23 protein-coding genes are annotated in these 22,147 nt (G+C 52.6%); 5 read left to right on the top strand and 18 right to left on the bottom strand.

What is annotated here, in order from left to right:
- Positions 1-141: 141 nt before the first annotated feature.
- The 6 genes from fabG to yceD all read right to left on the bottom strand — a co-directional run bounded on the left by fabG (position 142) and on the right by yceD (position 4,752).
- Positions 142-876 (bottom strand): 3-oxoacyl-ACP reductase FabG, encoded by a 735-nt coding sequence (fabG, locus tag OQV04_RS05850; protein ID WP_001008535.1) that lies wholly within the window; start codon positions 874-876, stop codon positions 142-144.
- 12 nt (positions 877-888) lie between these two features.
- Positions 889-1,818, bottom strand: a complete 930-nt coding sequence (gene fabD / locus OQV04_RS05845) for an ACP S-malonyltransferase (protein WP_000191372.1) — start codon at positions 1,816-1,818, stop codon at positions 889-891.
- A gap of 15 nt (positions 1,819-1,833) precedes the next feature.
- On the bottom strand, positions 1,834-2,787 hold the full coding sequence (gene fabH, locus OQV04_RS05840; protein WP_000288132.1) for a beta-ketoacyl-ACP synthase III: 954 nt from the start codon (positions 2,785-2,787) through the stop codon (positions 1,834-1,836).
- A 67-nt stretch (positions 2,788-2,854) separates the two neighbouring features.
- A complete protein-coding gene (plsX, locus tag OQV04_RS05835) occupies positions 2,855-3,925 on the bottom strand; it encodes a phosphate acyltransferase PlsX (protein WP_332641603.1) in 1,071 nt (356 codons plus the stop codon).
- A gap of 80 nt (positions 3,926-4,005) precedes the next feature.
- The gene (gene rpmF / locus OQV04_RS05830; protein WP_000290727.1) at positions 4,006-4,179 is read right to left on the bottom strand and encodes a 50S ribosomal protein L32; all 174 of its coding nucleotides are present in this window, start codon (positions 4,177-4,179) and stop codon (positions 4,006-4,008) included.
- Between the two features lie 51 nt (positions 4,180-4,230).
- Positions 4,231-4,752 carry a 23S rRNA accumulation protein YceD gene (yceD, locus tag OQV04_RS05825; RefSeq protein ID WP_247806655.1) on the bottom strand — a complete coding sequence of 174 codons (522 nt, stop codon included), beginning with the start codon at positions 4,750-4,752 and terminating at the stop codon, positions 4,231-4,233.
- Between the two features lie 198 nt (positions 4,753-4,950).
- Here yceD and yceF point away from each other — a divergent pair, with 198 nt between their 5' ends.
- Positions 4,951-5,535 (top strand): 7-methyl-GTP pyrophosphatase, encoded by a 585-nt coding sequence (gene yceF / locus OQV04_RS05820; protein WP_001125202.1) that lies wholly within the window; start codon positions 4,951-4,953, stop codon positions 5,533-5,535.
- A 111-nt stretch (positions 5,536-5,646) separates the two neighbouring features.
- Here the strand turns inward: yceF and rluC are convergent, their stop codons facing one another.
- Positions 5,647-6,606 carry a 23S rRNA pseudouridine(955/2504/2580) synthase RluC gene (gene rluC, locus OQV04_RS05815; RefSeq protein WP_000846342.1) on the bottom strand — a complete coding sequence of 320 codons (960 nt, stop codon included), beginning with the start codon at positions 6,604-6,606 and terminating at the stop codon, positions 5,647-5,649.
- A 572-nt stretch (positions 6,607-7,178) separates the two neighbouring features.
- Between rluC and rne the strand changes: the two genes are divergently transcribed.
- Complete coding sequence (gene rne / locus OQV04_RS05810) at positions 7,179-10,364, top strand: ribonuclease E (RefSeq protein WP_274446609.1); 3,186 nt, start codon at positions 7,179-7,181, stop codon at positions 10,362-10,364.
- A gap of 194 nt (positions 10,365-10,558) precedes the next feature.
- Here the strand turns inward: rne and flgL are convergent, their stop codons facing one another.
- From flgL to flgB, 11 genes are all read right to left on the bottom strand, one after another.
- Complete coding sequence (flgL, locus tag OQV04_RS05805; RefSeq protein ID WP_001212776.1) at positions 10,559-11,512, bottom strand: flagellar hook-associated protein FlgL; 954 nt, start codon at positions 11,510-11,512, stop codon at positions 10,559-10,561.
- 11 nt (positions 11,513-11,523) lie between these two features.
- Positions 11,524-13,167, bottom strand: a complete 1,644-nt coding sequence (flgK, locus tag OQV04_RS05800; RefSeq protein ID WP_032280736.1) for a flagellar hook-associated protein FlgK — start codon at positions 13,165-13,167, stop codon at positions 11,524-11,526.
- A 65-nt stretch (positions 13,168-13,232) separates the two neighbouring features.
- Positions 13,233-14,174, bottom strand: coding sequence for a flagellar assembly peptidoglycan hydrolase FlgJ (gene flgJ, locus OQV04_RS05795; RefSeq protein WP_001295441.1), 942 nt, complete (start codon positions 14,172-14,174; stop codon positions 13,233-13,235).
- Positions 14,174-15,271 carry a flagellar basal body P-ring protein FlgI gene (gene flgI / locus OQV04_RS05790; RefSeq protein ID WP_000589326.1) on the bottom strand — a complete coding sequence of 366 codons (1,098 nt, stop codon included), beginning with the start codon at positions 15,269-15,271 and terminating at the stop codon, positions 14,174-14,176. The genes flgJ and flgI overlap by 1 nt, the downstream gene beginning before the upstream one ends.
- Before the next feature lie 11 nt (positions 15,272-15,282).
- Positions 15,283-15,981 (bottom strand): flagellar basal body L-ring protein FlgH, encoded by a 699-nt coding sequence (gene flgH / locus OQV04_RS05785; protein ID WP_001295442.1) that lies wholly within the window; start codon positions 15,979-15,981, stop codon positions 15,283-15,285.
- Between the two features lie 52 nt (positions 15,982-16,033).
- A complete protein-coding gene (gene flgG, locus OQV04_RS05780; RefSeq protein ID WP_000625837.1) occupies positions 16,034-16,816 on the bottom strand; it encodes a flagellar basal-body rod protein FlgG in 783 nt (260 codons plus the stop codon).
- A gap of 171 nt (positions 16,817-16,987) precedes the next feature.
- The gene (flgF, locus tag OQV04_RS05775; protein ID WP_000349313.1) at positions 16,988-17,743 is read right to left on the bottom strand and encodes a flagellar basal-body rod protein FlgF; all 756 of its coding nucleotides are present in this window, start codon (positions 17,741-17,743) and stop codon (positions 16,988-16,990) included.
- 19 nt (positions 17,744-17,762) lie between these two features.
- Positions 17,763-18,971, bottom strand: a complete 1,209-nt coding sequence (gene flgE, locus OQV04_RS05770) for a flagellar hook protein FlgE (RefSeq protein ID WP_045176284.1) — start codon at positions 18,969-18,971, stop codon at positions 17,763-17,765.
- A 24-nt stretch (positions 18,972-18,995) separates the two neighbouring features.
- Positions 18,996-19,691 (bottom strand): flagellar hook assembly protein FlgD, encoded by a 696-nt coding sequence (gene flgD / locus OQV04_RS05765; RefSeq protein ID WP_032280733.1) that lies wholly within the window; start codon positions 19,689-19,691, stop codon positions 18,996-18,998.
- 11 nt (positions 19,692-19,702) lie between these two features.
- Positions 19,703-20,107: a flagellar basal body rod protein FlgC gene (gene flgC / locus OQV04_RS05760; protein WP_032280732.1), complete on the bottom strand. Its 405-nt coding sequence runs from the start codon at positions 20,105-20,107 to the stop codon at positions 19,703-19,705.
- 3 nt (positions 20,108-20,110) lie between these two features.
- On the bottom strand, positions 20,111-20,527 hold the full coding sequence (flgB, locus tag OQV04_RS05755) for a flagellar basal body rod protein FlgB (RefSeq protein ID WP_000884702.1): 417 nt from the start codon (positions 20,525-20,527) through the stop codon (positions 20,111-20,113).
- A 154-nt stretch (positions 20,528-20,681) separates the two neighbouring features.
- Between flgB and flgA the strand changes: the two genes are divergently transcribed.
- From flgA to flgN, 3 genes are all read left to right on the top strand, one after another.
- On the top strand, positions 20,682-21,341 hold the full coding sequence (gene flgA, locus OQV04_RS05750) for a flagellar basal body P-ring formation chaperone FlgA (RefSeq protein WP_000955724.1): 660 nt from the start codon (positions 20,682-20,684) through the stop codon (positions 21,339-21,341).
- A 75-nt stretch (positions 21,342-21,416) separates the two neighbouring features.
- Positions 21,417-21,710 carry a flagellar biosynthesis anti-sigma factor FlgM gene (gene flgM / locus OQV04_RS05745; protein ID WP_000020884.1) on the top strand — a complete coding sequence of 98 codons (294 nt, stop codon included), beginning with the start codon at positions 21,417-21,419 and terminating at the stop codon, positions 21,708-21,710.
- A gap of 4 nt (positions 21,711-21,714) precedes the next feature.
- On the top strand, positions 21,715-22,131 hold the full coding sequence (gene flgN, locus OQV04_RS05740) for a flagella biosynthesis chaperone FlgN (protein ID WP_247806656.1): 417 nt from the start codon (positions 21,715-21,717) through the stop codon (positions 22,129-22,131).
- The last annotated feature ends 16 nt before the right edge of the window (positions 22,132-22,147 follow it).

Below are 22,147 nucleotides of genomic sequence, written 5' to 3'. Positions count from 1 at the left end.
GCAACTAAATCCCGGCAGGTCTTACCACGATTTTACGTTATTTTGAGGCCTTACCCCCCAATAACGCAAATCATTTTGCACTAATTATTACTCATAACCACGCAGACTGCGCGCAACATGAGCATTTTGTGCAAATCGCGGTCAGACCATGTACATCCCGCCGTTCACATGCAAAGTTTCACCCGTGATGTAAGCTGCTTCGTCGGATGCCAGGAATGCAACCGCGTTGGCGATTTCCTGTGCGCCGCCGAGGCGACCCGCAGGAACCTGCGCCAGGATACCCGCACGCTGGTCATCGCTCAGCGCACGTGTCATGTCCGTTTCAATAAAGCCCGGAGCAACAACGTTTACAGTAATACCGCGTGACGCAACTTCGCGCGCCAGTGATTTACTGAAGCCGATCAAGCCCGCTTTCGCCGCAGCGTAGTTGGCCTGACCGCCATTTCCCATGGTACCAACCACAGAACCGATAGTGATAATACGACCATGACGCTTTTTCATCATAGCGCGCATTACCGCTTTTGACAGACGGAAAACAGATGAAAGGTTGGTTTCGATAATATCGTTCCACTCTTCATCTTTCATTCGCATTAACAGGTTATCACGAGTGATACCGGCATTATTGACCAGGATATCCACTTCACCAAATTCTGCGCGAATTTTTTCCAGAACAGATTCGATAGATGCCGGGTCGGTCACATTCAACATCAGACCTTTGCCGTTGGCACCTAAATAATCACTGATCGCCTGAGCGCCATTTTCACTGGTCGCAGTGCCAATAACTTTCGCGCCACGGGCTGCGAGTGTTTCAGCAATTGCGCGGCCAATTCCGCGGCTTGCACCGGTTACCAGTGCGATTTTTCCTTCAAAATTCATGATTTTCCTCTTTTAAAGCTCGAGCGCCGCTGCCATCGCTGAAGGTTCGTTCAGCGCCGAGGCGGTCAGGGTGTCGACAATGCGTTTCGTCAGGCCAGTAAGCACTTTGCCCGGGCCGACTTCATAGAGATGTTCTACGCCTTGCGCTGCCATGTACTCAACAGACTTCGTCCACTGAACCGGGTTATACAACTGACGTACCAGTGCGTCACGAATGGCATCACCATTGGTTTCGCATTTCACATCAACGTTATTCACAACAGGAACTGTTGGTGCGTTAAAGGTGATTTTCGCTAATTCTACTGCCAGTTTGTCGGCTGCTGGTTTCATCAGCGCACAGTGAGACGGTACGCTCACTGGTAACGGCAGAGCGCGTTTTGCGCCCGCAGCTTTACAGGCAGCGCCAGCACGCTCAACCGCTTCTTTATGACCGGCAATAACCACCTGTCCCGGAGAGTTAAAGTTTACCGGAGAAACGACCTGACCTTCTGCAGCTTCTTCACACGCTTTCGCAATAGACGCATCATCCAGACCGATGATTGCCGCCATAGCGCCCGTTCCTTCCGGTACGGCTTCTTGCATGAACTTGCCGCGCATCTCAACCAGACGCACCGCATCAGCGAAATCAATCACACCAGCGCAAACCAGCGCGGAGTATTCCCCCAGGCTGTGACCGGCCATCATTGCCGGTGCTTTACCGCCCTGCTGCTGCCATACGCGGTACAGCGCAACAGAGGCAGTCAACAGCGCTGGCTGGGTTTGCCAGGTTTTATTCAGTTCTTCAGCTGGCCCCTGCTGGGTCAGCGCCCACAGGTCGTAGCCCAGCGCCGCAGAAGCTTCAGCAAACGTCTCTTCGACAATTGGATAGCTCGCCGCCATATCAGCCAGCATTCCAACGGTTTGAGAACCCTGTCCAGGGAACACAAATGCAAATTGCGTCATGTTTTAATCCTTATCCTAGAAACGAACCAGCGCGGAGCCCCAGGTGAATCCACCGCCAAAGGCTTCAAGCAGAACCAACTGCCCCGGCTTAATGCGCCCGTCACGTACAGCTTCATCCAGCGCGCACGGGACAGAGGCCGCAGAGGTATTACCGTGGCGATCCAGCGTCACCACGACATTGTCCATAGACATACCGAGTTTTTTCGCCGTTGCACTGATAATACGCAGGTTAGCCTGATGCGGAACCAGCCAGTCCAGTTGAGAACGGTCAAGATTATTCGCCGCCAGCGTCTCATCAACGATGTGCGCCAGTTCCGTTACCGCAACCTTGAAGACTTCGTTGCCCGCCATCGTCAGATGAATTGAATTCTCTGGATTCACGCGGTCGGCGTTTGGCAGCGTCAGCAATTCACCATAACTACCGTCGGCATGCAGATGGGTGGAAATGATTCCCGGCTCTTCAGAGGCAGCCAGCACCGCAGCGCCCGCGCCATCGCCAAAAATAATAATAGTCCCACGATCTGTTGGATCGCAGGTGCGCGCCAGTACATCGGAACCGACGACCAGAGCATACTTCACCGCCCCAGATTTCACGTATTGATCGGCTACGCTTAATGCATAGGTGAAACCTGCGCAGGCTGCTGCAACGTCAAATGCCGGGCAACCTTTAATGCCCAGCATGCTTTGAATCTGACAAGCTGCGCTCGGGAAAGCGTGCGTAGCAGAAGTCGTTGCCACAACGATCAGGCCAATCTGGTCTTTCTCAATGCCCGCCATCTCAATTGCGCGTGTCGCCGCTTCAAAGCCCATGGTTGAAACGGTTTCGTTTGGCGCGGCAATGTGGCGTTCGCGGATACCGGTACGAGTGACAATCCACTCGTCAGAGGTGTCCACCATTTTTTCCAAATCGGCGTTTGTCCGCACTTGTTCGGGCAGATAGCTGCCAGTACCAATAATCTTCGTATACATGTACGCTCAGTCACTTTTCGGTTATATACCGTCACTTGCAAACTGCGAGTTCGCTGGCAGCGTCCTGCTACCGCAGAGTTCCGCTTTTGCCACCGTCCAGCAGCTCAAAACCAGCTGGGTATACAGATTCCAGGCGAGCGGCAATTCGCTGAGGAACTTGTCGCTGCACCGCCTGCACTGCCTGTTCAATCGCGACCGCAAAAGCTCGCTGATTGGCTGCACCATGACTTTTTATCACCGTGCCGCGCAATCCTAACAGACAGGCGCCGTTATACTGGTCGGGGTTGAGGTGACTGAATCGCCTCGTCAGGCTCTTTTGTAGCCAACGCTTTAATAACAGTAGCCACCACGACCGTTTTTTCCCTTCACCCTGAGATTTCAGCAGAGAAAGGAACATCCTGACAACACCTTCCATCGTCTTTAATGTGACATTTCCTGTAAAGCCGTCACAAACCAGCACATCTGTCTTGCCAGTTAACAACTCATTGGCTTCAAGATAGCCGATATAATTGATAGAAGGGATTGTTTTAAGCACCGCTGAGGCATCCCGAATACTGTCGAGACCCTTTACTTCTTCTTCACCAATATTGAGCAACGCCACGCGAGGATTGGGAATTTCCACCACCTCTTCAGCCAGAACTGAGCCCATAATGGCAAATTGCACCAACATTGTGCTGTCACAATCGACGTTGGCCCCTAAATCGAGGACCACCGTTTTGCCCTTTTGCTGATGCGGTAATACCGTCACCAGCGCCGGACGCTCAATCCCCTCCAGGGGCTTGAGTAATAATTTTGCCAGCCCCATCAGTGCCCCGGTATTACCGGCACTGACACAGGCTTGCGCTCGACCTTCTTTCACCAGCTCCAGGGCCATGCGCATTGAACTCCCACGACTGGCGCGGATAGCTTGCGAAGGCCGGGCATCACTGGCGATAACTGACTGCGCAGGAATAATCTGCAGACGCGAACGTTGTTCAAAGTCAGCTTTAGCAAATAATGGCGTGATGGCGTCGGGATTGCCGACTAAAAGAAGAGTGAGTTGCGAATTAGAATTCAGTGCCTGCAATGCTGCAGGCACTGTCACGGAAGGACCAAAATCCCCTCCCATGACATCTAACGCCAGGGTTAGACGTGTCAAGGTATCGTCGCCGCCCGGTTTGGTCTTTCCCCAGTTGCCTGGGGAAAATCCTCACTAAGCTTCATCACGCAGACGCGTGATTACTTAGCGATGACCTTGCGGCCGCGGTAGTAACCGTCGGCAGTGATGTGGTGACGCAGGTGTTTTTCACCAGAAGTTTTGTCTACAGACAGGCTGGTGACTGCGGTCAGCGCGTCATGGGAACGACGCATGCCACGTTTGGAACGGGTTGGTTTATTCTGTTGTACGGCCATGGACCTTACTCCTCAATTACGGTTTATCCCCGATCCAACGGGGAGCACCAATTACTTACGCTTTAAGCTGGCTAATACGGCAAATGGGTTTGGCTTTTGCACTTCTTCAGGCAGTTCACCAAAGACCATGTCCGCTTCGGACACTTCACAGTGTTCAGAATCATGCACCGGAACTACCGGCAAGGCGAGGATGATTTCATCTTCAACCATTGCAAGCAGATCGATTTCACCGAATTCGTTAACCTCAATCGGTTCATACGCTTCCGGCAGTGCTTCAGCCTGTTCGTCTGAACGCACAGGACTAAAACAATACGTTGTGTAGACCTGATGAGTAAACGGCTTCCCGCAACGCTGACACTCGAGCGTTACCGTCACCTTCGCATCGCCGTTTAACACTGCGAGACGTTGGTTATCGATAGCGAACGACATGGAGCATTCCACATCACTGTCCACACTGACTACGAATTCGGCGACGCGCTCAACCTGATCAGGGGTATAGATACCCTGGTAATCAAGGCGTTTTTGAGCCGTACGAACCGGATCGAGAGTCAGGGGTAATTTTACCTTTTGCATAGGGCGCGCATATTAACTTTGTAACGTCATAGAGTCAAAGAAAAAGGCAGCCTGTGGTTGCCTTTTGCCAATAATTCGCACACATTGCGGGTTACTGCTTTATTTTCGTTCAGTGCTGATAACGAACATCAACCTGCAAAACGAAGCGCATAGTTTAAAATGGCTATCATCAATACGCTATATCTGATGGAAAAAAATATGCCTAAACTTATTTTAGCCTCCACCTCGCCATGGCGTCGCGCTCTTCTGGAAAAACTGCAAATCTCTTTTGAATGTGCAGCACCCGAGGTCGACGAAACCCCACGCAGCGACGAATCACCGCGACAGTTGGTGCTTCGACTGGCACAAGAAAAAGCGCAATCTCTGGCGTCACGTTATCCGGATCATTTAATTATTGGTTCAGACCAGGTATGTGTTCTTGATGGCGAAATCACCGGTAAACCGTTAACGGAAGAAAATGCCCGTCTGCAATTACGCAAAGCCAGCGGCAATATCGTCACTTTCTATACTGGACTGGCGTTGTTTAATTCGGCGAATGGGCATCTACAAACAGAAGTGGAGCCTTTTGACGTCCATTTCCGTCACCTGAGCGAGGCGGAGATTGATAATTACGTGCGTAAAGAGCATCCCCTGCACTGCGCGGGTAGCTTTAAGAGTGAAGGATTTGGCATTACTCTGTTTGAGCGTTTAGAGGGGCGTGATCCTAACACGCTGGTTGGTTTACCGCTAATCGCGCTGTGTCAGATGTTACGTCGGGAAGGGAAAAACCCGCTGATGGGATAGTTTTTTGCGCCGGATGTGGTTACTTCGCATCCGGCAATCGGTGCTGGCGGCCTGATGCGGCGTAAACGCCTTATCAGGCCAACCGCCCATTATCAGGTTTATATGCTTGTATTAGCGCGCGTTACGCAGCTTTTGCAAACAACGCTTCAAACCATCATCCATCGGCGCTTCGATACGCATCACCTCACCGGTCCCCGGATGGGTAAACTTCAACGCTGCGGCGTGCAGGAACAGACGATTTAATCCCGTGCCTGCTTCAGTGAGCTGTCTGTCAAATTCACGGTCACCGTAGCGATCGTCAAAGGCAATCGGATGACCTGCATACTGTGTATGCACACGGATCTGATGAGTACGCCCTGTTACCGGGCTACAACGCACCAGGGTGGCAAATGCATAGCGTTCTTCCACTTTAAAGCGTGTTTCCGACGGTTTGCCTTCCTGACTGACACGCACGATACGTTCGCCGCTTTGCAGAATATTTTTCAATAACGGCGCTTGAACGCTCTTCACATGCGACTGCCACTGACCGCGCACCAGCGCCAGGTAATCTTTTTGCATCCCTTTTTCACGTAATTGCTCATGCAGAGAACGCAACGCCGAGCGTTTTTTCGCTACCAGCAACACACCTGAAGTGTCCCGGTCGAGACGATGAACCAGTTCAAGGAACCGCGCTTCCGGGCGCAACGCCCGCAAACCTTCAATAACGCCGAAGCTTAAACCGCTGCCGCCATGTACCGCCGTACCGGAAGGTTTATTCAGCACCAGGATATGATCATCTTCATATAAGATGACGTCCGCCAGCGCCGCCACCTTTTGCAGATGTGGTGAAACCGCCTCTTCTTCCCGCTCAGCAACGCGAACCGGTGGGATACGCACCTCATCACCCGCTTCGAGTTTATATTCAGGCTTAATACGTTTTTTGTTCACCCGCACTTCGCCTTTACGCAAAATACGGTAAATCATACTTTTTGGTACGCCTTTCAATTGGGTACGCAAAAAGTTATCGATACGTTGCCCCGCTTCGTCAGCGGTGATAGCAACAATTTTTACGGATGGAGTCTCTGTTTTCATGGTGGGCGATTCTAATTAGCCAACAGGATTCGCGCCACTCATTTTTCTATGCTTATATTTAGTTTTACACCTTATTACTTCACTACGTGATCACTTTATTGATGGTTATTAAACCAATCACCAGCAAGAAGTGAAAAAACTGTGAGTAAGCGGGTGATAAATGGTAAAAGTCATCTTGCTATAACAAGGCTTGCAGTGGAATAATGAGGCCGTTTCCGTGTCCATCCTTGTTAAAACAAGAAATTTTACGGAATAACCCATTTTGCCCGACCGATCATCCACGCAGCAATGGCGTAAGACGTATTGATCTTTCAGGCAGTTAGCGGGCTGCGGGTTGCAGTCCTTACCGGTAGATGGAAATATTTCTGGAGAGTAATACCCAGTCTGTTTCTTTGATAATTGCGCTGTTTTTCCGCATGAAAAACGGGCAACCGACACTCTGCGCCTCTTTGAGCTGACGATAACCGTGAGGTTGGCGACGCGACTAGACACGAGGCCATCGGTTCACACCCGGAAAGGCGTTACTTTGCCCGCAGCTTAGTCGTCAATGTAAGAATAATGAGTAAGTTACGATGAAAAGAATGTTAATCAACGCAACTCAGCAGGAAGAGTTGCGCGTTGCCCTTGTAGATGGGCAGCGTCTGTATGACCTGGATATCGAAAGTCCAGGGCACGAGCAGAAAAAGGCAAACATCTACAAAGGTAAAATCACCCGCATTGAACCGAGTCTGGAAGCTGCTTTTGTTGATTACGGCGCTGAACGTCACGGTTTCCTCCCACTAAAAGAAATTGCCCGCGAATATTTCCCTGCTAACTACAGTGCTCATGGTCGTCCCAACATTAAAGATGTGTTGCGTGAAGGTCAGGAGGTCATTGTTCAGATCGATAAAGAAGAGCGCGGCAACAAAGGCGCGGCATTAACCACCTTTATCAGTCTGGCGGGTAGCTATCTGGTTCTGATGCCGAACAACCCGCGCGCGGGTGGCATTTCTCGCCGTATCGAAGGCGACGACCGTACCGAATTAAAAGAAGCACTGGCAAGCCTTGAACTGCCGGAAGGCATGGGGCTTATCGTGCGCACCGCTGGCGTCGGCAAATCTGCTGAGGCGCTGCAATGGGATTTAAGCTTCCGTCTGAAACACTGGGAAGCCATCAAAAAAGCCGCTGAAAGCCGCCCGGCCCCGTTCCTGATTCATCAGGAGAGCAACGTAATCGTTCGCGCATTCCGCGATTACTTACGTCAGGACATCGGCGAAATCCTTATCGATAACCCGAAAGTGCTCGAACTGGCACGTCAGCATATCGCTGCATTAGGTCGCCCGGATTTCAGCAGCAAAATCAAACTGTACACCGGCGAGATCCCGCTGTTCAGCCACTACCAGATCGAGTCGCAGATCGAGTCCGCCTTCCAGCGTGAAGTCCGTCTGCCATCCGGTGGTTCGATTGTTATCGACAGCACCGAAGCGTTAACAGCCATCGACATCAACTCCGCACGCGCGACCCGCGGCGGCGACATCGAAGAAACTGCGTTTAACACCAACCTCGAAGCCGCCGATGAGATTGCTCGTCAGCTGCGCCTGCGTGACCTCGGCGGCCTGATTGTTATCGACTTCATCGACATGACGCCAGTACGCCACCAGCGTGCGGTAGAAAACCGTCTGCGTGAAGCGGTGCGTCAGGACCGTGCGCGTATTCAAATCAGCCATATTTCTCGCTTTGGCCTGCTGGAAATGTCCCGCCAGCGCCTGAGCCCATCACTGGGTGAATCCAGTCATCACGTTTGTCCGCGTTGTTCTGGTACTGGCACCGTGCGTGACAACGAATCGCTGTCGCTCTCTATTCTGCGTCTGATCGAAGAAGAAGCGCTGAAAGAGAACACCCAGGAAGTTCACGCCATTGTTCCTGTGCCAATCGCTTCTTACCTGCTGAATGAAAAACGTTCTGCGGTAAATGCCATTGAAACTCGTCAGGACGGTGTGCGCTGTGTAATTGTGCCAAACGATCAGATGGAAACCCCGCACTACCACGTGCTGCGCGTGCGTAAAGGGGAAGAAACCCCAACCTTAAGCTACATGCTGCCGAAGCTGCATGAAGAAGCGATGGCGCTGCCGTCTGAAGAAGAGTTCGCTGAACGTAAGCGTCCGGAACAACCTGCGCTGGCAACCTTTGCCATGCCGGATGTGCCGCCAGCGCCAACGCCAGCTGAACCTGCCGCGCCTGTTGTAGCCCCAGCACCGAAAGCTGCACCGGCAACACCAGCAACTCCTGCACAACCGGGGCTGTTGAGCCGCTTCTTCGGCGCACTGAAAGCGCTGTTCAGCGGTGGTGAAGAAACCAAACCGACCGAGCAACCAGCACCGAAAGCAGAAGCGAAACCGGAACGTCAACAGGATCGTCGCAAGCCTCGTCAGAACAACCGCCGTGACCGTAATGAGCGCCGCGACACCCGTAGTGAACGTACTGAAGGCAGCGATAATCGCGAAGAAAACCGTCGTAATCGTCGCCAGGCACAGCAGCAGACTGCCGAGACGCGTGAGAGCCGTCAGCAGGCTGAGGTAACGGAAAAAGCGCGTACCGCCGACGAGCAGCAAGCGCCGCGTCGTGAACGTAGCCGCCGCCGTAACGATGATAAACGTCAGGCGCAACAAGAAGCGAAGGCGCTGAATGTTGAAGAGCAATCTGTTCAGGAAACCGAACAGGAAGAACGTGTACGTCCGGTTCAGCCGCGTCGTAAACAGCGTCAGCTCAATCAGAAAGTGCGTTACGAGCAAAGCGTAGCCGAAGAAACGGTAGTCGCACCGGTGGCTGAAGAAACTGTCGCTGCCGAACCAATTGTTCAGGAAGCGCCAGCTCCACGCATAGAACTGGTGAAAGTCCCGCTGCCAGTCGTAGCGCAAACTGCACCAGAACAGCAAGAAGAGAACAATGCTGATAACCGTGACAACGGTGGCATGCCGCGTCGTTCTCGCCGCTCGCCTCGTCACCTGCGCGTGAGTGGTCAGCGTCGTCGTCGCTATCGTGACGAGCGTTATCCAACCCAATCGCCAATGCCGTTGACCGTAGCGTGCGCGTCTCCGGAACTGGCCTCTGGCAAAGTCTGGATCCGCTATCCGATTGTACGTCCACAAGATGTACAGGTTGAAGAGCAGCGCGAACAGGAAGAAGTGCAAGTGCAGCCGATGGTGACTGAGGTCCCTGTCGCCGCCGCTGTCGAACCGGTTCTTAGCGCGCCAGTTGTTGAAGAAGTGGCTGAAGTCGTAGAAGCCCCCGTTCAGATTGCCGAACCGCAACCGGAAGTGGTTGAAACGACGCATCCTGAAGTAATTGCCGCCGCGATAACTGAACAGCCGCAGGTGATTACCGAGTCTGATGTTGCCGTAGCCCAGGAAGTTGCAGAACACGCAGAACCGGTGGTTGAACCGCAGGAAGAGACGGCAGATATTGAAGAAGTTGCCGAAACTGCTGAGGTTGTAGTTGCTGAACCTGAAGTTGTTGCTCAACCTGCCGCGCCAGTCGTCGCTGAAGTCGCAGCAGAAGTTGAAACGGTAGCAGCGGTTGAACCTGAGGTCACCGTTGAGCATAACCACGCTACCGCGCCGATGACGCGCGCTCCGGCACCGGAATATGTTCCGGAGGCACCGCGTCACAGTGACTGGCAGCGCCCTACTTTCGCCTTCGAAGGTAAAGGTGCCGCAGGTGGTCATACGGCAACGCATCATGCATCTGCCGCTCCTGCGCGTCCGCAACCTGTTGAGTAATAATTAGCTCAATTAATCAAGCCCTGGTAACTGCCAGGGCTTTTTTATTTCATCTTTGAATCAACATATTAAAATTCATCGAATGGCATCCTTGCTAACCAACAATGCAAAATAGGCAAAAAAATGCCCGCCCCGGCGATCCCAGAGCAGGCAGACAAAACATACCCAGTTTCATGATATGTTTTAAAGCGAGCTTATTTGTTGAGCTGGAAGAGCGACAATCCCTGCATATCGGTAAATGCTTTATACGATGCCTGCAATGCCGTTTGCTGCATGATGTAAGATGAAATAGTTGCATTCCAGTCCACATCAACCAGATCGCTCATCTGCTGCGTTTGCCCTAATGCGCGATCGCTACCTAATGAATCCAGCGACTCCAGTTCGTTCAGCTGCGTGCCTAATTCCGCGCGAACGGTCAGCACATTGTTCAGCGAGTTTTTCAGTCCGCGGTTGGTTTTATCTAACGCCGCAGCGGCGGTTTCTTTATCCGCTTCGCTATCCGCGACCGGCGTTTTCAGGGCTGCGATGGCGCTATCCAGCATGGCAAAAAGATTGGTTTCAGAAGCGCTACCGTCTGGTTCCGCTACCGCGTTACTGGTAATACTGTCGAAAATTTTGTCGCCCGTATGTCCTATCACCATCGAACGCGAAGCATCGACCTGTTGCTTAATACTTTCTGTTCCGCCGACATAATCACCGTTAGCCTCACTAAACGGCGCAGTCTCTGTTTTATAACCGGCAAAAATGTAGCGCCCATTACCGTCAGTGGTGTTCGCCAGATTCAGCAACTGGTCACGAAGCCCCTGAATATCCGTAGCCAGCGAGGCCCGGTCATCGTCACTCAAGGTGCCATTGCTGGCGTAGACAATTTTTTCCTGAGCATTCTGGATAGCAGTGGTGACCTGGCTAAGTACACTCTCTTCCAGTGACACTTTTTGAGTGGCGAAAGTACGTGCCAGCGTGTACTGGCTGTTTTGCGCCTGTGCCTGGGAGAGAACAACAGCTTGTGATGCAGCAATGGGATCGTCTGAAGGGTTAACGACTCGCTTACCCGTCGACATCTGCTCGCCGTACTTCATCCATTCTGCCTGAGAATTGGTGATGCCGCGCATGTTTTGCTGGTACATCATCTGGGTACTGAAACGCATTTTATCTCCCCTTAGCGAATGTTAATCAGTGCATCAAAAATCGCGTTTGCCGTCTGCAGAACCTGCGCATTCGCCAGGTAATACTGCTGAAAACGTTGCAGATTTCCATACTCCTCATCGAGATTGACACCGGAAATCGACTGCTGCTGATTGGAAAGCTGCGTCACCACATTACCTTGCGTGGTGCTACTGGTTTTCAACGTCGCGGTTTTATTACCAATATCACTCACTAACGAGGCATAAGCGTCGTTAAAGGATTTCGCACCGCCCACCGTTTTACTGTTGCTTTGCAGATCCAGCAGGGCCTGACCGTTGCGGTTGTCGCTATCACCCGCATCTTCTTCGCTCGCCATCGCTATTTTCGCTTCGTCGGTGATTAATACATCCATGTTGACGATGGCGTCACTTACTGGTTTCAGCGTGAAGCTGTCGTTAACGGCAGGCGTTCCTGTAAACGTCAACTCCAGACCATCAAATGCCACTTTACCGTTGGCATCCGGCGTCACCGTAAAAGTGGTATTGCTGGCAAGGCGGGTGACCTGCCACTGATTATTATCGAACGAGATTTTGTAATCTGTCGCCAGTACCGCGGAGGCATCAGTTACCGTGGCACCGATCGCAACGTTACCGTTGTTTTTAGTGTTTTGCAGAACCGCGGGCTTACCGATAGCAAATAAATCTTCACCCTCATCGCCGTTGGCATCAAATCCGGCTTTGTGTTGGGTGTTGAAAGCCTCAGCAAATGCCAGCGCCAGTTGTCCAAGCGTATTACGCGTCTGGTCCAGATCCTGAGAACGGAATGTCAGAATGCCGCCCAGCGACCCGGTATTCAGCAATTTCTCCGGGATCTCAATATTGCCTGCCGTCCCATCAACGTAAGCGACAGTCGTACGAGAAGGGTCAGCGCTGGAAGGAACTGCCGCCAGTTGCCGAGCCGTACTTCCCTGAACCAGTGAGTAACCATTGGCCATCGTGATGTTATAAGTGCCGCCATCCTGCACGCTGACTTCTACACCAACAATCTGGTTTAATTCGCTCACCAGTTGATCGCGTTGATCCAGCAGATTGTTAGGTGACGCCCCTGCCCCCACGCCTGTCAGGCGGGAGATTTGATCGTTCAGGCTGGCGATTTGTTTAGCGTAATTGTTGATCTGATCAACGCTGGCACCTATCGCGATATTGACCTGTTTGTCCTGGTCGCGAAGATACTGATCGGTGGTTTTAAACTGATTCACCAACCCTTCTGATTTCCCAATCAGCGCCTGGCGCGCTGCCGGGTCTTCCGCGTTACTCACCAGCGTTTGCAGGCTGGTGAAGAAATCCTGCATCTGTGTTGCCAGCGAAGAGGTACTGGTGGAGAGCATATTGTCGATTTTCGACATCTGCTCATAGCGGGCAGTCAGGCCGCTACTTTGCGTCTGCGCCGCACGTAACTGGTTGGTAATAAACGCATCATACTCGCGCTGCACACCAGAAACGTAGACACCATTGCCAACCCAGCCGCCAGCACCCAACGTGCTATTGGCCTGCGCCATAATAGTGGTTTGGCGGGTATATCCGGCAACGTTATAGCTGGAGATATTATTACTTGCCGTATTTAACGCCGCCTGGGCCGCGTTCAGTCCGCTCATGGCGTTATTGATCAAGCTGGACATGGAGGTTCCTTATAAGCCTTCAATTACAGAGTATTATCGGCAGCGCCCCGCCGGACTTGAGTTATTCAGAACAGATTATCAATGTTCATGCTGTAGGTTTTGCTCACCTTGTCGCTTATCGATTTCATCTGCTGAATCATGTTGGTGAGTTTACGGGCATAGTGAGGATCGGTGGCATAGCCCGCGTCCTGTAGGGCCTGCGCCCCCTGTTCCGCACTCGCGGCGGTCGTCACGGCAGCGTAGCGCGGGTTACGGGTTAAAAGCCCAACGTAATCCGACAATGCTTCCAGATACGAGCTGTAGACCCGAAATTTCGCTTTTACTTTCTTCGCTTCGCCATTTTCATATTCAGTCGTGGTGATTTCAGTAACTGGCCCTTTCCAGTTGCCAGAGGCTTTGACGCCAAACAGGTTATAGCTCGGCTCGCCGTTTTCGCGGCGGATTTGCCGTTGCCCCCAACCAGATTCCAGCGCCGCCTGAGCGAGGATCAAATGATGTGGCACACCGCTTTGCTGGCTTGCCAGTTGGGCGGGCAGCGAGAGTTGCGCGAGGAATGCTTTACTGTCACCCGGCAGCGAATCATCGTAGTTACGTGGCACGGCCTTTTGCACCAGCTGCGAAAGCGCCTGATTTTGATAACGCACCACGGTTTCGAGCGGGAATTTCATCGGTGCTGCTGGCGTGGACTCCTCTGGCAATGGTTGTTCTGGCGTCATCTGCTTAACCATCATCTCTGCAAGCCCCAGACCTTTGCCCGCCGTCATCTGTTGGGCAATCTGCTGGTCATACATACTGGTATACAGGCGAGTGTGCTCGCTGCTGAACAGGCCATCTTTTGGTAAAGCGTCGCGCATGCTTTTCAACATCATCTGCACGAACATCCCTTCCACCTGGCGGGCCACCGGACGGATATTTGCCGCCGGATCTTCGCCCGCTTTCGCCTTTAGTTCGTTGAGTGATTGCGCATCCCAGGCCGCACTTGCCAGTAGTTTGCTGTCGCTGATCATCAGATGATTTCCAGTTTTGCCCGCAGACATCCCGCACTTTGCATTGATTGCAAAATAGACATCAGATCCATCGGCGTAGCGCCCAGCGCATTGAGCGCGCGCACCACGTTATTGAGGCTGGCGCTGGAACGTACGCTTTGCAGCGAACCGCCGCTCTGGCGTAAGTCGATCTGCGTTTGTGGCGTTACCACGGTCTGTCCGCCACCAAACGGTGTATCTGGTTGGCTGACATTGGCCTGACGATTGACTGTAACTGAGAGATTCCCCTGCGCTACCGCGCAGCTGTCGAGGGTCACTTCGCGATTCATCACCACCGAACCGGTGCGCGAGTTAATCACTACTTTAGCGTCCTGCGGGGTGACATTAACCTGCATATTCTGGATATCGGCAAGGAAACGGACCTGGGAACTGTTGCCACTCGGTACGCGCACCTGAATAGTCCGCGCATCTAACGCGGTGGCGCTGCCATATCCACGCACGCGGTTGATGGTGTCAGCGATTTGCTGCGCCATGCTGAAATCTTCGTCGTTAAGTTGCAAATTAAGGGTATTCCCGACGCCAAACTGGCTGGGCAATTCACGTTCAATAACCGCACCATTGGTGATCCGTCCACCGTTCAGTTGGTTCACCTGAACACTGCTACCGCCAGCGGAGGCTCCTGCGCCGCCAACCAGAATATTGCCCTGTGCCAGCGCATACACCTGACTGTCAACGCCCTTAAGCGGTGTCATCAACAACGTACCTCCACGCAAGCTTTTGGCATTACCCATGGAAGAAACCACCACATCGATGGTTTGCCCCTGACGTCCAAACGGAGGAAGTGACGCTGTCACCATTACCGCAGCGACGTTTTTTAGCTGCATATTGGTGCCCGTCGGAACGGTAATTCCCAGCTGTGAGAGCATGTTATTAAGCGTTTGTGTGGTAAACGGCGTCTGGGTTGTCTGGTCACCGGTGCCATCCAGCCCCACCACCAGACCATAGCCAATCAGTGAGTTTTGCCTTACCCCCTGAACACTGGTGAGATCGCGAATACGCTCAGCCTGAGCCGCCGTCGTAACCAGTAGAAGAATTAATGCAGAGAGAAATTTAATCACCACAGCCTCACTTACATTGGCGACAGGTTAAGGAAGAAACGCTGCAACCAGCCCATATTTTGCGCTTCGTTAATGTAGCCATTGCCTACGTATTCAATACGCGCATCCGCCACCTGAGTAGACGGTACGGTATTGCTGCCGCTGATAGTGCGTGGATTAACCACGCCCGAGAAGCGAATAAATTCGGTACCCTGATTAATGGCAATCTGTTTTTCACCCACCACATGCAGGTTGCCGTTGACCAGTACCTGGTCAACCGTCACCGTCAACGTGCCGCTAAAGGTATTGCTGGCATTGGCCCCGCCCTTTCCGTTGAACGTGTTACCACCGGAGGCTTCGACATCGGCACGAGCGTTACCAAACAGCCCCTGCAAATAGCGCGGCACAGTATCAAAGCCAAAATTAGTTTTACCGTCACGGCTGGCATTCGCAGAGGAGCTTTTGCTGGCGCTGACGTTCTCCTGCAACACGATGGTCAGCGTATCGCCAATATTGCGTGGTCGACGATCTTCAAACAGCGGTTGATAGCCATAGTTAATCGGCTGAGCAGACTGGAAAATAGAACCGTTGGCGACGGGCGTCGGACCGGGAACCGGTTGTGCACTGGTCGCCCCCTGCACCAGCGGCGTGGAGGGTATCCAGGCGCAGCCGGTTAGTGAAAGCACCAACAAGCTGGAAATGGCATAAGTATGCGCAGCGTTTTTTTGCATGGCTATCATCTTCAAAAATCAATAAACCGGTGAACCTGCCACCGGTTATGCCTTAGAGTTGCGTCAGTTTTTGCAGCATCTGATCGGTGGTGGACACCGCTTTACTGTTGATTTCGTAAGCGCGTTGCACCTGAATCATATTGACCAGTTCTTCCGCCACATTGACGTTAGACGTTTCAACATACCCTTGATACAGCAGTCCCGCGCCGTTCAGGCCCGGCGTGCTTTCGTTCGGTGCACCGGAGGATTGCGTTTCGGTGTAGAGGTTTTCGCCAATGCTCTCCAGCCCGGTGTCATTCATAAAGGTGGTGAGATTAAGCTGCCCAACCTGAACCGGAGCTGCCTGGCCTTGTTGGGTTACGCTGACCACGCCATCACGACCGATGGTGATACTTAACGCATTCGCCGGAATGGTGATCGCTGGCTGCACCTGAAAACCACCAGCCGTCACCAGCTGCCCGTTCTGATCCACCTGGAAAGAGCCGTCACGGGTATAGGCTGATGAACCATCTGGCAACATCACCTGGAAAAAGCCCTGCCCTTTAATCGCGACATCTTTGCTGTTGTTGGTCTGCGACAGGTTTCCCTGGCTGTGTAAGCGTTCAGTGGCGACCGGGCGTACCCCCGTGCCGATTTGTAATCCGGATGGTAAGGTGGTTTGTTCGGAAGACTGTGCCCCCGGCTGGCGAATGGTTTGATAAAGCAGATCTTCAAACACCGCACGCTGACGCTTAAAACCGTTGGTACTGACGTTTGCCAGGTTGTTGGCAATGACGTCCATATTGGTTTGCTGGGCGTCAAGGCCCGTTTTGGCGATCCATAATGAACTGATCATAAAATGTCCTGTAGTGGATTAGTGACAAAGTGCATATGTCTTCTTGCCGGATGCGGCGTAAACGCCTTATCCGGCCTACAAGAGCTCGCAAAATCGATAAATTGCGATTGCCCCCATAGACCCGATAAACTTGCGCATCGGGCAACTTATACTTGTCATGTATCCTTTCAATTAACTCATCGACAGCAGTTGGTTGGCACGGCCTGCGTTATCATCGACGCTGCTGATCACCTTCATCTGCATTTCAAAACGCCGCGCGCTGGCAATCATGTCGCTCATTGCCGCAACGGTATTGACATTACTGCCTTCCAGAACACCCGACATCACACGCAAAGTTGGATCTGCCTGCAGTACAAGCCCACGCGTGGCCTGGGTTTCTGCGCTTAAACGAAAAATGCCGTCGTCACCGCGCTGCACTTCGCTGCCCGTGGCTTTCACCAGTTTAAGACGCCCTACTGGCGCAACCGTATTTGCCGGATCGCCCGGATTCAGCGCCGAGATTGTGCCATCGGCAGCTATCGTGATTTCCGCCCCTTCCGGCACAGCAATTGGCCCCGCCTCGCCTATCACCGGATGCCCCTGAATTGTCAGTTGCCCGGTGGGATCAACCTGAATGCTGCCATTACGCGTATACCCTTCGCTGCCGTCAGCGGTCTGCACGGCCAGCCAGCCATCCTGCTGCAATGCAACGTCCAGCGGGCGCGAGGTGTAATCCATCTTGCCGGGCGTCATGTCTGCACCCGGTGTTGACGCCGTTACCAGCGTGCGCGTGGGCAGTGAAAGCCCTTCCACCGGCACTGCGCGCAAGGCGTTTAACTGCGCACGAAAACCGGGCGTAGAGGCATTGGCCAGATTACTGGCGGTTACCGCCTGTTGATTCAGCGTCTGGCTGGCTGCTCCCATCGCGGTATAAATTGCGTGATCCATTGAGCTATCCCGTCAGCGATTAGCGTAAGTTAACCAGCGTGTTGAGGATCTGGTCCTGGGTTTTGATGGTCTGGGCGTTAGACTGATAGTTACGCTGGGCAACGATCATATTGACCAGTTCTTTACTGAGATCGACGTTGGACGCTTCCAACGCACCGTTGGTCAGGGTGCCAAAGTTGCCCGTTCCGGCTGTCCCCAACAGCGCCACGCCAGAAGATTGCGTCGCAGACCAGACGTTGTCGCCTTCGGATGCCAGACCTTCGTTGTTGGCAAAGTTCGCCAGTACAATCTGCCCCAGCAGTTGGGTTTGTTCGTTGGAATAGTTGCCGACAACCGTACCGTCATCATTGATTTGATAACTCACCAGATCGCCCGGTTTGTAGCCGTTCTGGGTGGTTGCCACAATGTTGTTAGCGCCGGTATTTTGCTGCATGGAGTTGAGGAAACTCAGGCTAAACGTGGCGGGGTCTGCGCCGTTAATTGCGCCGGTTGCGATATTATTCGCCATCGCACCATCCACTAATGTGCCATTAGCATTAAATTCCAGTGTTGTCGCTATCTTCGCAATGCTGTTTGGATCACTGCTATCCTGGGTGTAGACCTCCCAGTTATTATCCCCGGTCTTCACAAAGTACACGCTCATGTCATGAGCATTACCCTGACTGTCGAAAACAGTCACCGAACCTTTTTTGTTATAGCTATCCGCATTGCTGGCATCGAATGCGTTAACAGAGGGAAGCGGATCACTGGAATTCAAGTTGATCTGCATCGACGCCGTGGTGGTAGTTTTCGCTGCCATCAGGGTATTCGGGATCGAAATATTGGTCGGATTCGCCCCTTGCTGAATAGTCGGCGGCGTACCGGTTGCCGGGTAACCCGTCAGCTGTAAACCTTGCATATTCACCAGGTTACGGTTCTCATCCAGCTTAAATTGTCCGTTACGGCTGTAGAACACCGAACCGTTGCTGTCTACCAGACGGAAAAAACCGTTCTGGCTGATAGCAACGTCCAGACCACGCCCGGTGTTGGTGGTCGTGCCATCGGTAAAGTCCTGAGTGATACCGGCAACTTTTACCCCCAATCCCACTTTCGAACCGGCAAACATATCGGCAAAAGAGGCCGTGCCTGATTTAAAGCCGTAGGTGGCGGAGTTGGCGATATTGTTGCCAATAACATCGAGGTTGGTGGCGGCAGCGTTTAATCCGCTAACCGCTTGAGAAAAGGCCATGACTGACTCCTGAAATGTGAAGGCTTAAATTATCTGCCGTACTTCGTCGAGGGTGGTGGTGCCGTAAGTGCCGAGATCCAGCGTATTACCGTTGTTGCCGCGGATCACACCCTGCACCAGAGCAAACTGCAGCGGCTGGGCAACCAGTTGTGTACCACCGTTACTGGCGCTAATCGCTACGTTGTAAGAACCGTTCGGCGCAGTGCTGCCGTCAGTCAACGTACCGTCCCAGGTGAAACTGTGGACTCCGGCGATCAGTTCACCAATATCAATGGTGCGCACAACCGCGCCATTTTTATCGGTGATGGTGGCCGTAACTTTGTCTGCCGCCTGTTGCAGCTCAACACCAAACGGCGTGGTCGTGGTCACAGCCCCTTCTTCACTGCCGGTTCCCGCAAGAACAGTGGTGCCGGGGATCATCACGCCGTGACCGATCAGGTTACTGGCCTGTAACGACTGGCTGTTATCAATCTGTCCGGAAATAGATCCGAGCGTGGTATTGAGTTTTTCAATCCCGCTGACCGTGCTGATTTGTGCCAATTGCGACGTCAGCTCGTTGTTTTCCATTGGATTGGTCGGGTCCTGGTTTTTCAGCTGCGCCACCAACAAAGTCAGAAAACTGCTTTGTAAATCTGCGGCGTTGCTGCCCGTGAGCGAACTACTGCTGGTGATACTGACGCCGATATTTGTCGGATCGGTGGTGGTTACCACAATGGACATAGCTTTCTCCTTTATTGACCGAGCGTAAGGGTTTTCAGCATCATGCTTTTCACCGTGTTGAGCACTTCAACATTGGCCTGATAGCTGCGTGACGCCGACATGGTGTTAACCATCTCTCCGACAACATCAACGTTCGGCATTTTTACGTAGCCCTTTGCATCCGCCAGCGGATTACCCGGTTCATAAACCAGTTTGTCCGGGGCCTGACTTTCTATAACATCGGCAACCTTTACGCCGCCTGTCGCAGCACCTGGTCCAGCGTTAACCTGGAATACCACCTGTTTTGCCCGATATGGCTGTCCATCGGGACCGGTCACGCTATCAGCATTCGCCAGATTACTGGCCGCCACGTTCAGGCGCTGGGACTGGGCAGTTAACGCCGATCCGGCGATATCAAAAATATTCAGCAGTGCCATCCGTTAATTTCCGCTCTGTAAAACGTTCATCATGCCTTTGATTTGCCCGCTCAACGCACTAAGGCTCATCTGGTATTGCAGGCTGTTATCGGCAAACTGGGTGCGTTCGCGATCCATATCGACGGTATTACCGTCAAGCGAAGGCTGGTCCGGAATACGGTATTGCAGTTCTGCGGTAGGAGGCGTCAGCGCCTGCGCCGGAATGTGTTGCGTTGAGGTCATCGTCAGAGCAACCACACTGGTTGCATCCCGTCCACGTTGCATGACTTTTTTAAGTTCACTGGCAAAATCGATATCGCGCGCCTGATAACCAGGGGTATCGGCATTGGCGATGTTTGCTGCCAGCACTTCCTGACGCTGGGCGCGCAGATTGAGCGCCTCTTGTTGAAAACGTAAGGCGGCGTCGAGCTTATCGAGCATATCTCCTCCGCAGGTATCAAAATTCTGCCATCAGCTTAAATGCCTTTACGCGCGCGTTATCGGCGGAATAAACGCAAAATGGGTCGCTATTTATGCCGTTGATGGTCATTGCGGACAGGTACAATTCACGTTGTAGAAATGGCTGGGGGCGAAAATGCTGACAATAAAACGTAGCGTGGCGATCATCGCGATACTGTTCAGTCCGTTAAGTACGGCGAGCAATCTCACATCGCAATTGCACAACTTTTTTAGCGCCCAACTCGCGGGGGTAAGTGATGAGGTTCGTGTTTCTATTCGTACAGCGCCCAATCTACTACCGCCGTGCGAGCAGCCATTGCTTTCGATGAGCAATAATTCCCGCCTGTGGGGCAATGTGAATGTGTTGGCACGCTGCGGTAACGACAAACGATATTTACAGGTTAATGTGCAGGCCACAGGAAATTATGTGGTTGCCGCGATGCCCATTGTGCGGGGAGGAAAGCTGGAAGCTGGCAATGTCAAACTAAAACGCGGACGGCTGGATACCCTGCCGCCGCGTACGGTGCTGGATATCAATCAACTTGTTGATGCCGTTAGCCTGCGCGATCTATCACCCGATCAACCTATCCAGTTAACCCAGTTTCGCCAGGCATGGCGGGTAAAAGCGGGACAACGCGTCAACGTGATCGCCAGCGGTGATGGGTTTAGCGCCAACGCAGAAGGTCAGGCGCTGAACAATGCAGCCGTCGCACAGAATGCGCGGGTGCGCATGGTATCTGGACAGGTAGTCAGCGGCGTTGTTGATGCAGATGGGAATATTCTTATAAACCTGTAAGCTGTTAAAGATTACCCGTCCCTTGCCGATAAATAAGCAACACATGATAAAAGCGCCCTCAATGAGGAATAAACCATGAGTATTGATCGCACTTCGCCTCTGAAGCCCGTAAGCACCGTTCAACCGCGCGAAACCACTGACGCGCCGGTAACGAACACCCGGGCGGCAAAAACAACAGCCTCCACCAGCACCAGTGTGACGTTAAGCGACGCACAAGCAAAACTGATGCAACCCGGCAGCAGTGATATCAATCTTGAACGTGTCGAAGCGTTAAAACTGGCGATTCGTAACGGTGAACTAAAAATGGACACCGGCAAAATTGCCGATGCGCTGATCAACGAAGCGCAGCAAGACTTGCAGAGTAATTAATCGTATGACGCGTCTTGCAGAGATCCTCGACCAGATGTCCGCTGTGCTTAACGATCTCAAAACGGTAATGGATCAAGAGCAGCAACATCTCTCTATGGGGCAGATCAACGACAGCCAGTTGCAATGGATTACAGAACAAAAAAGCTCACTGCTGGCAACGTTGGATTACCTCGAACAGTTACGCAGGAAAGAACCCAATACAGCAAATAGCGTTGATGTTAGTCAACGCTGGCAGGAAATTGCTGTGAAAACGCAGCAACTACGCCAAATGAATCAACATAACGGCTGGTTACTGGAAGGACAGATTGAGCGCAATCAACAGGCGCTGGAAATGTTGAAACCGCATCAGGAACCGACGCTATATGGGGCGAACGGTCAGACCTCAACAACCCATCGCGGCAGTAAAAAGATTTCGATCTGAAGATTATCTCCGGCCT

This window comes from Escherichia sp. Lx600-2 (assembly GCF_036662595.1).
Classification (GTDB): Bacteria; Pseudomonadota; Gammaproteobacteria; order Enterobacterales; family Enterobacteriaceae; genus Escherichia; species Escherichia coli.
The sequence above is the reverse complement of the archived record's forward strand: the minus strand, read 5'-3'. Positions and strand labels throughout refer to the sequence as shown.

What these genes read in the sequence shown, in the direction of transcription:
- fabG (WP_001008535.1), bottom strand. Translation starts at nt 876, where the DNA reads ATGAATTTTGAAGGAAAAATCGCACTGGTAACCGGTGCAAGCCGCGGA.
- fabD (WP_000191372.1), bottom strand. Translation starts at nt 1,818, where the DNA reads ATGACGCAATTTGCATTTGTGTTCCCTGGACAGGGTTCTCAAACCGTT.
- fabH (WP_000288132.1), bottom strand. Translation starts at nt 2,787, where the DNA reads ATGTATACGAAGATTATTGGTACTGGCAGCTATCTGCCCGAACAAGTG.
- rpmF (WP_000290727.1), bottom strand. Translation starts at nt 4,179, where the DNA reads ATGGCCGTACAACAGAATAAACCAACCCGTTCCAAACGTGGCATGCGT.
- yceD (WP_247806655.1), bottom strand. Translation starts at nt 4,752, where the DNA reads ATGCAAAAGGTAAAATTACCCCTGACTCTCGATCCGGTTCGTACGGCT.
- yceF (WP_001125202.1), top strand. Translation starts at nt 4,951, where the DNA reads ATGCCTAAACTTATTTTAGCCTCCACCTCGCCATGGCGTCGCGCTCTT.
- rluC (WP_000846342.1), bottom strand. Translation starts at nt 6,606, where the DNA reads ATGAAAACAGAGACTCCATCCGTAAAAATTGTTGCTATCACCGCTGAC.
- rne (WP_274446609.1), top strand. Translation starts at nt 7,179, where the DNA reads ATGAAAAGAATGTTAATCAACGCAACTCAGCAGGAAGAGTTGCGCGTT.
- flgL (WP_001212776.1), bottom strand. Translation starts at nt 11,512, where the DNA reads ATGCGTTTCAGTACCCAGATGATGTACCAGCAAAACATGCGCGGCATC.
- flgK (WP_032280736.1), bottom strand. Translation starts at nt 13,167, where the DNA reads ATGTCCAGCTTGATCAATAACGCCATGAGCGGACTGAACGCGGCCCAG.
- flgJ (WP_001295441.1), bottom strand. Translation starts at nt 14,174, where the DNA reads ATGATCAGCGACAGCAAACTACTGGCAAGTGCGGCCTGGGATGCGCAA.
- flgH (WP_001295442.1), bottom strand. Translation starts at nt 15,981, where the DNA reads ATGCAAAAAAACGCTGCGCATACTTATGCCATTTCCAGCTTGTTGGTG.
- flgG (WP_000625837.1), bottom strand. Translation starts at nt 16,816, where the DNA reads ATGATCAGTTCATTATGGATCGCCAAAACGGGCCTTGACGCCCAGCAA.
- flgF (WP_000349313.1), bottom strand. Translation starts at nt 17,743, where the DNA reads ATGGATCACGCAATTTATACCGCGATGGGAGCAGCCAGCCAGACGCTG.
- flgE (WP_045176284.1), bottom strand. Translation starts at nt 18,971, where the DNA reads ATGGCCTTTTCTCAAGCGGTTAGCGGATTAAACGCTGCCGCCACCAAC.
- flgD (WP_032280733.1), bottom strand. Translation starts at nt 19,691, where the DNA reads ATGTCCATTGTGGTAACCACCACCGATCCGACAAATATCGGCGTCAGT.
- flgC (WP_032280732.1), bottom strand. Translation starts at nt 20,107, where the DNA reads ATGGCACTGCTGAATATTTTTGATATCGCCGGATCGGCGTTAACTGCC.
- flgB (WP_000884702.1), bottom strand. Translation starts at nt 20,527, where the DNA reads ATGCTCGATAAGCTCGACGCCGCCTTACGTTTTCAACAAGAGGCGCTC.
- flgA (WP_000955724.1), top strand. Translation starts at nt 20,682, where the DNA reads ATGCTGACAATAAAACGTAGCGTGGCGATCATCGCGATACTGTTCAGT.
- flgM (WP_000020884.1), top strand. Translation starts at nt 21,417, where the DNA reads ATGAGTATTGATCGCACTTCGCCTCTGAAGCCCGTAAGCACCGTTCAA.
- flgN (WP_247806656.1), top strand. Translation starts at nt 21,715, where the DNA reads ATGACGCGTCTTGCAGAGATCCTCGACCAGATGTCCGCTGTGCTTAAC.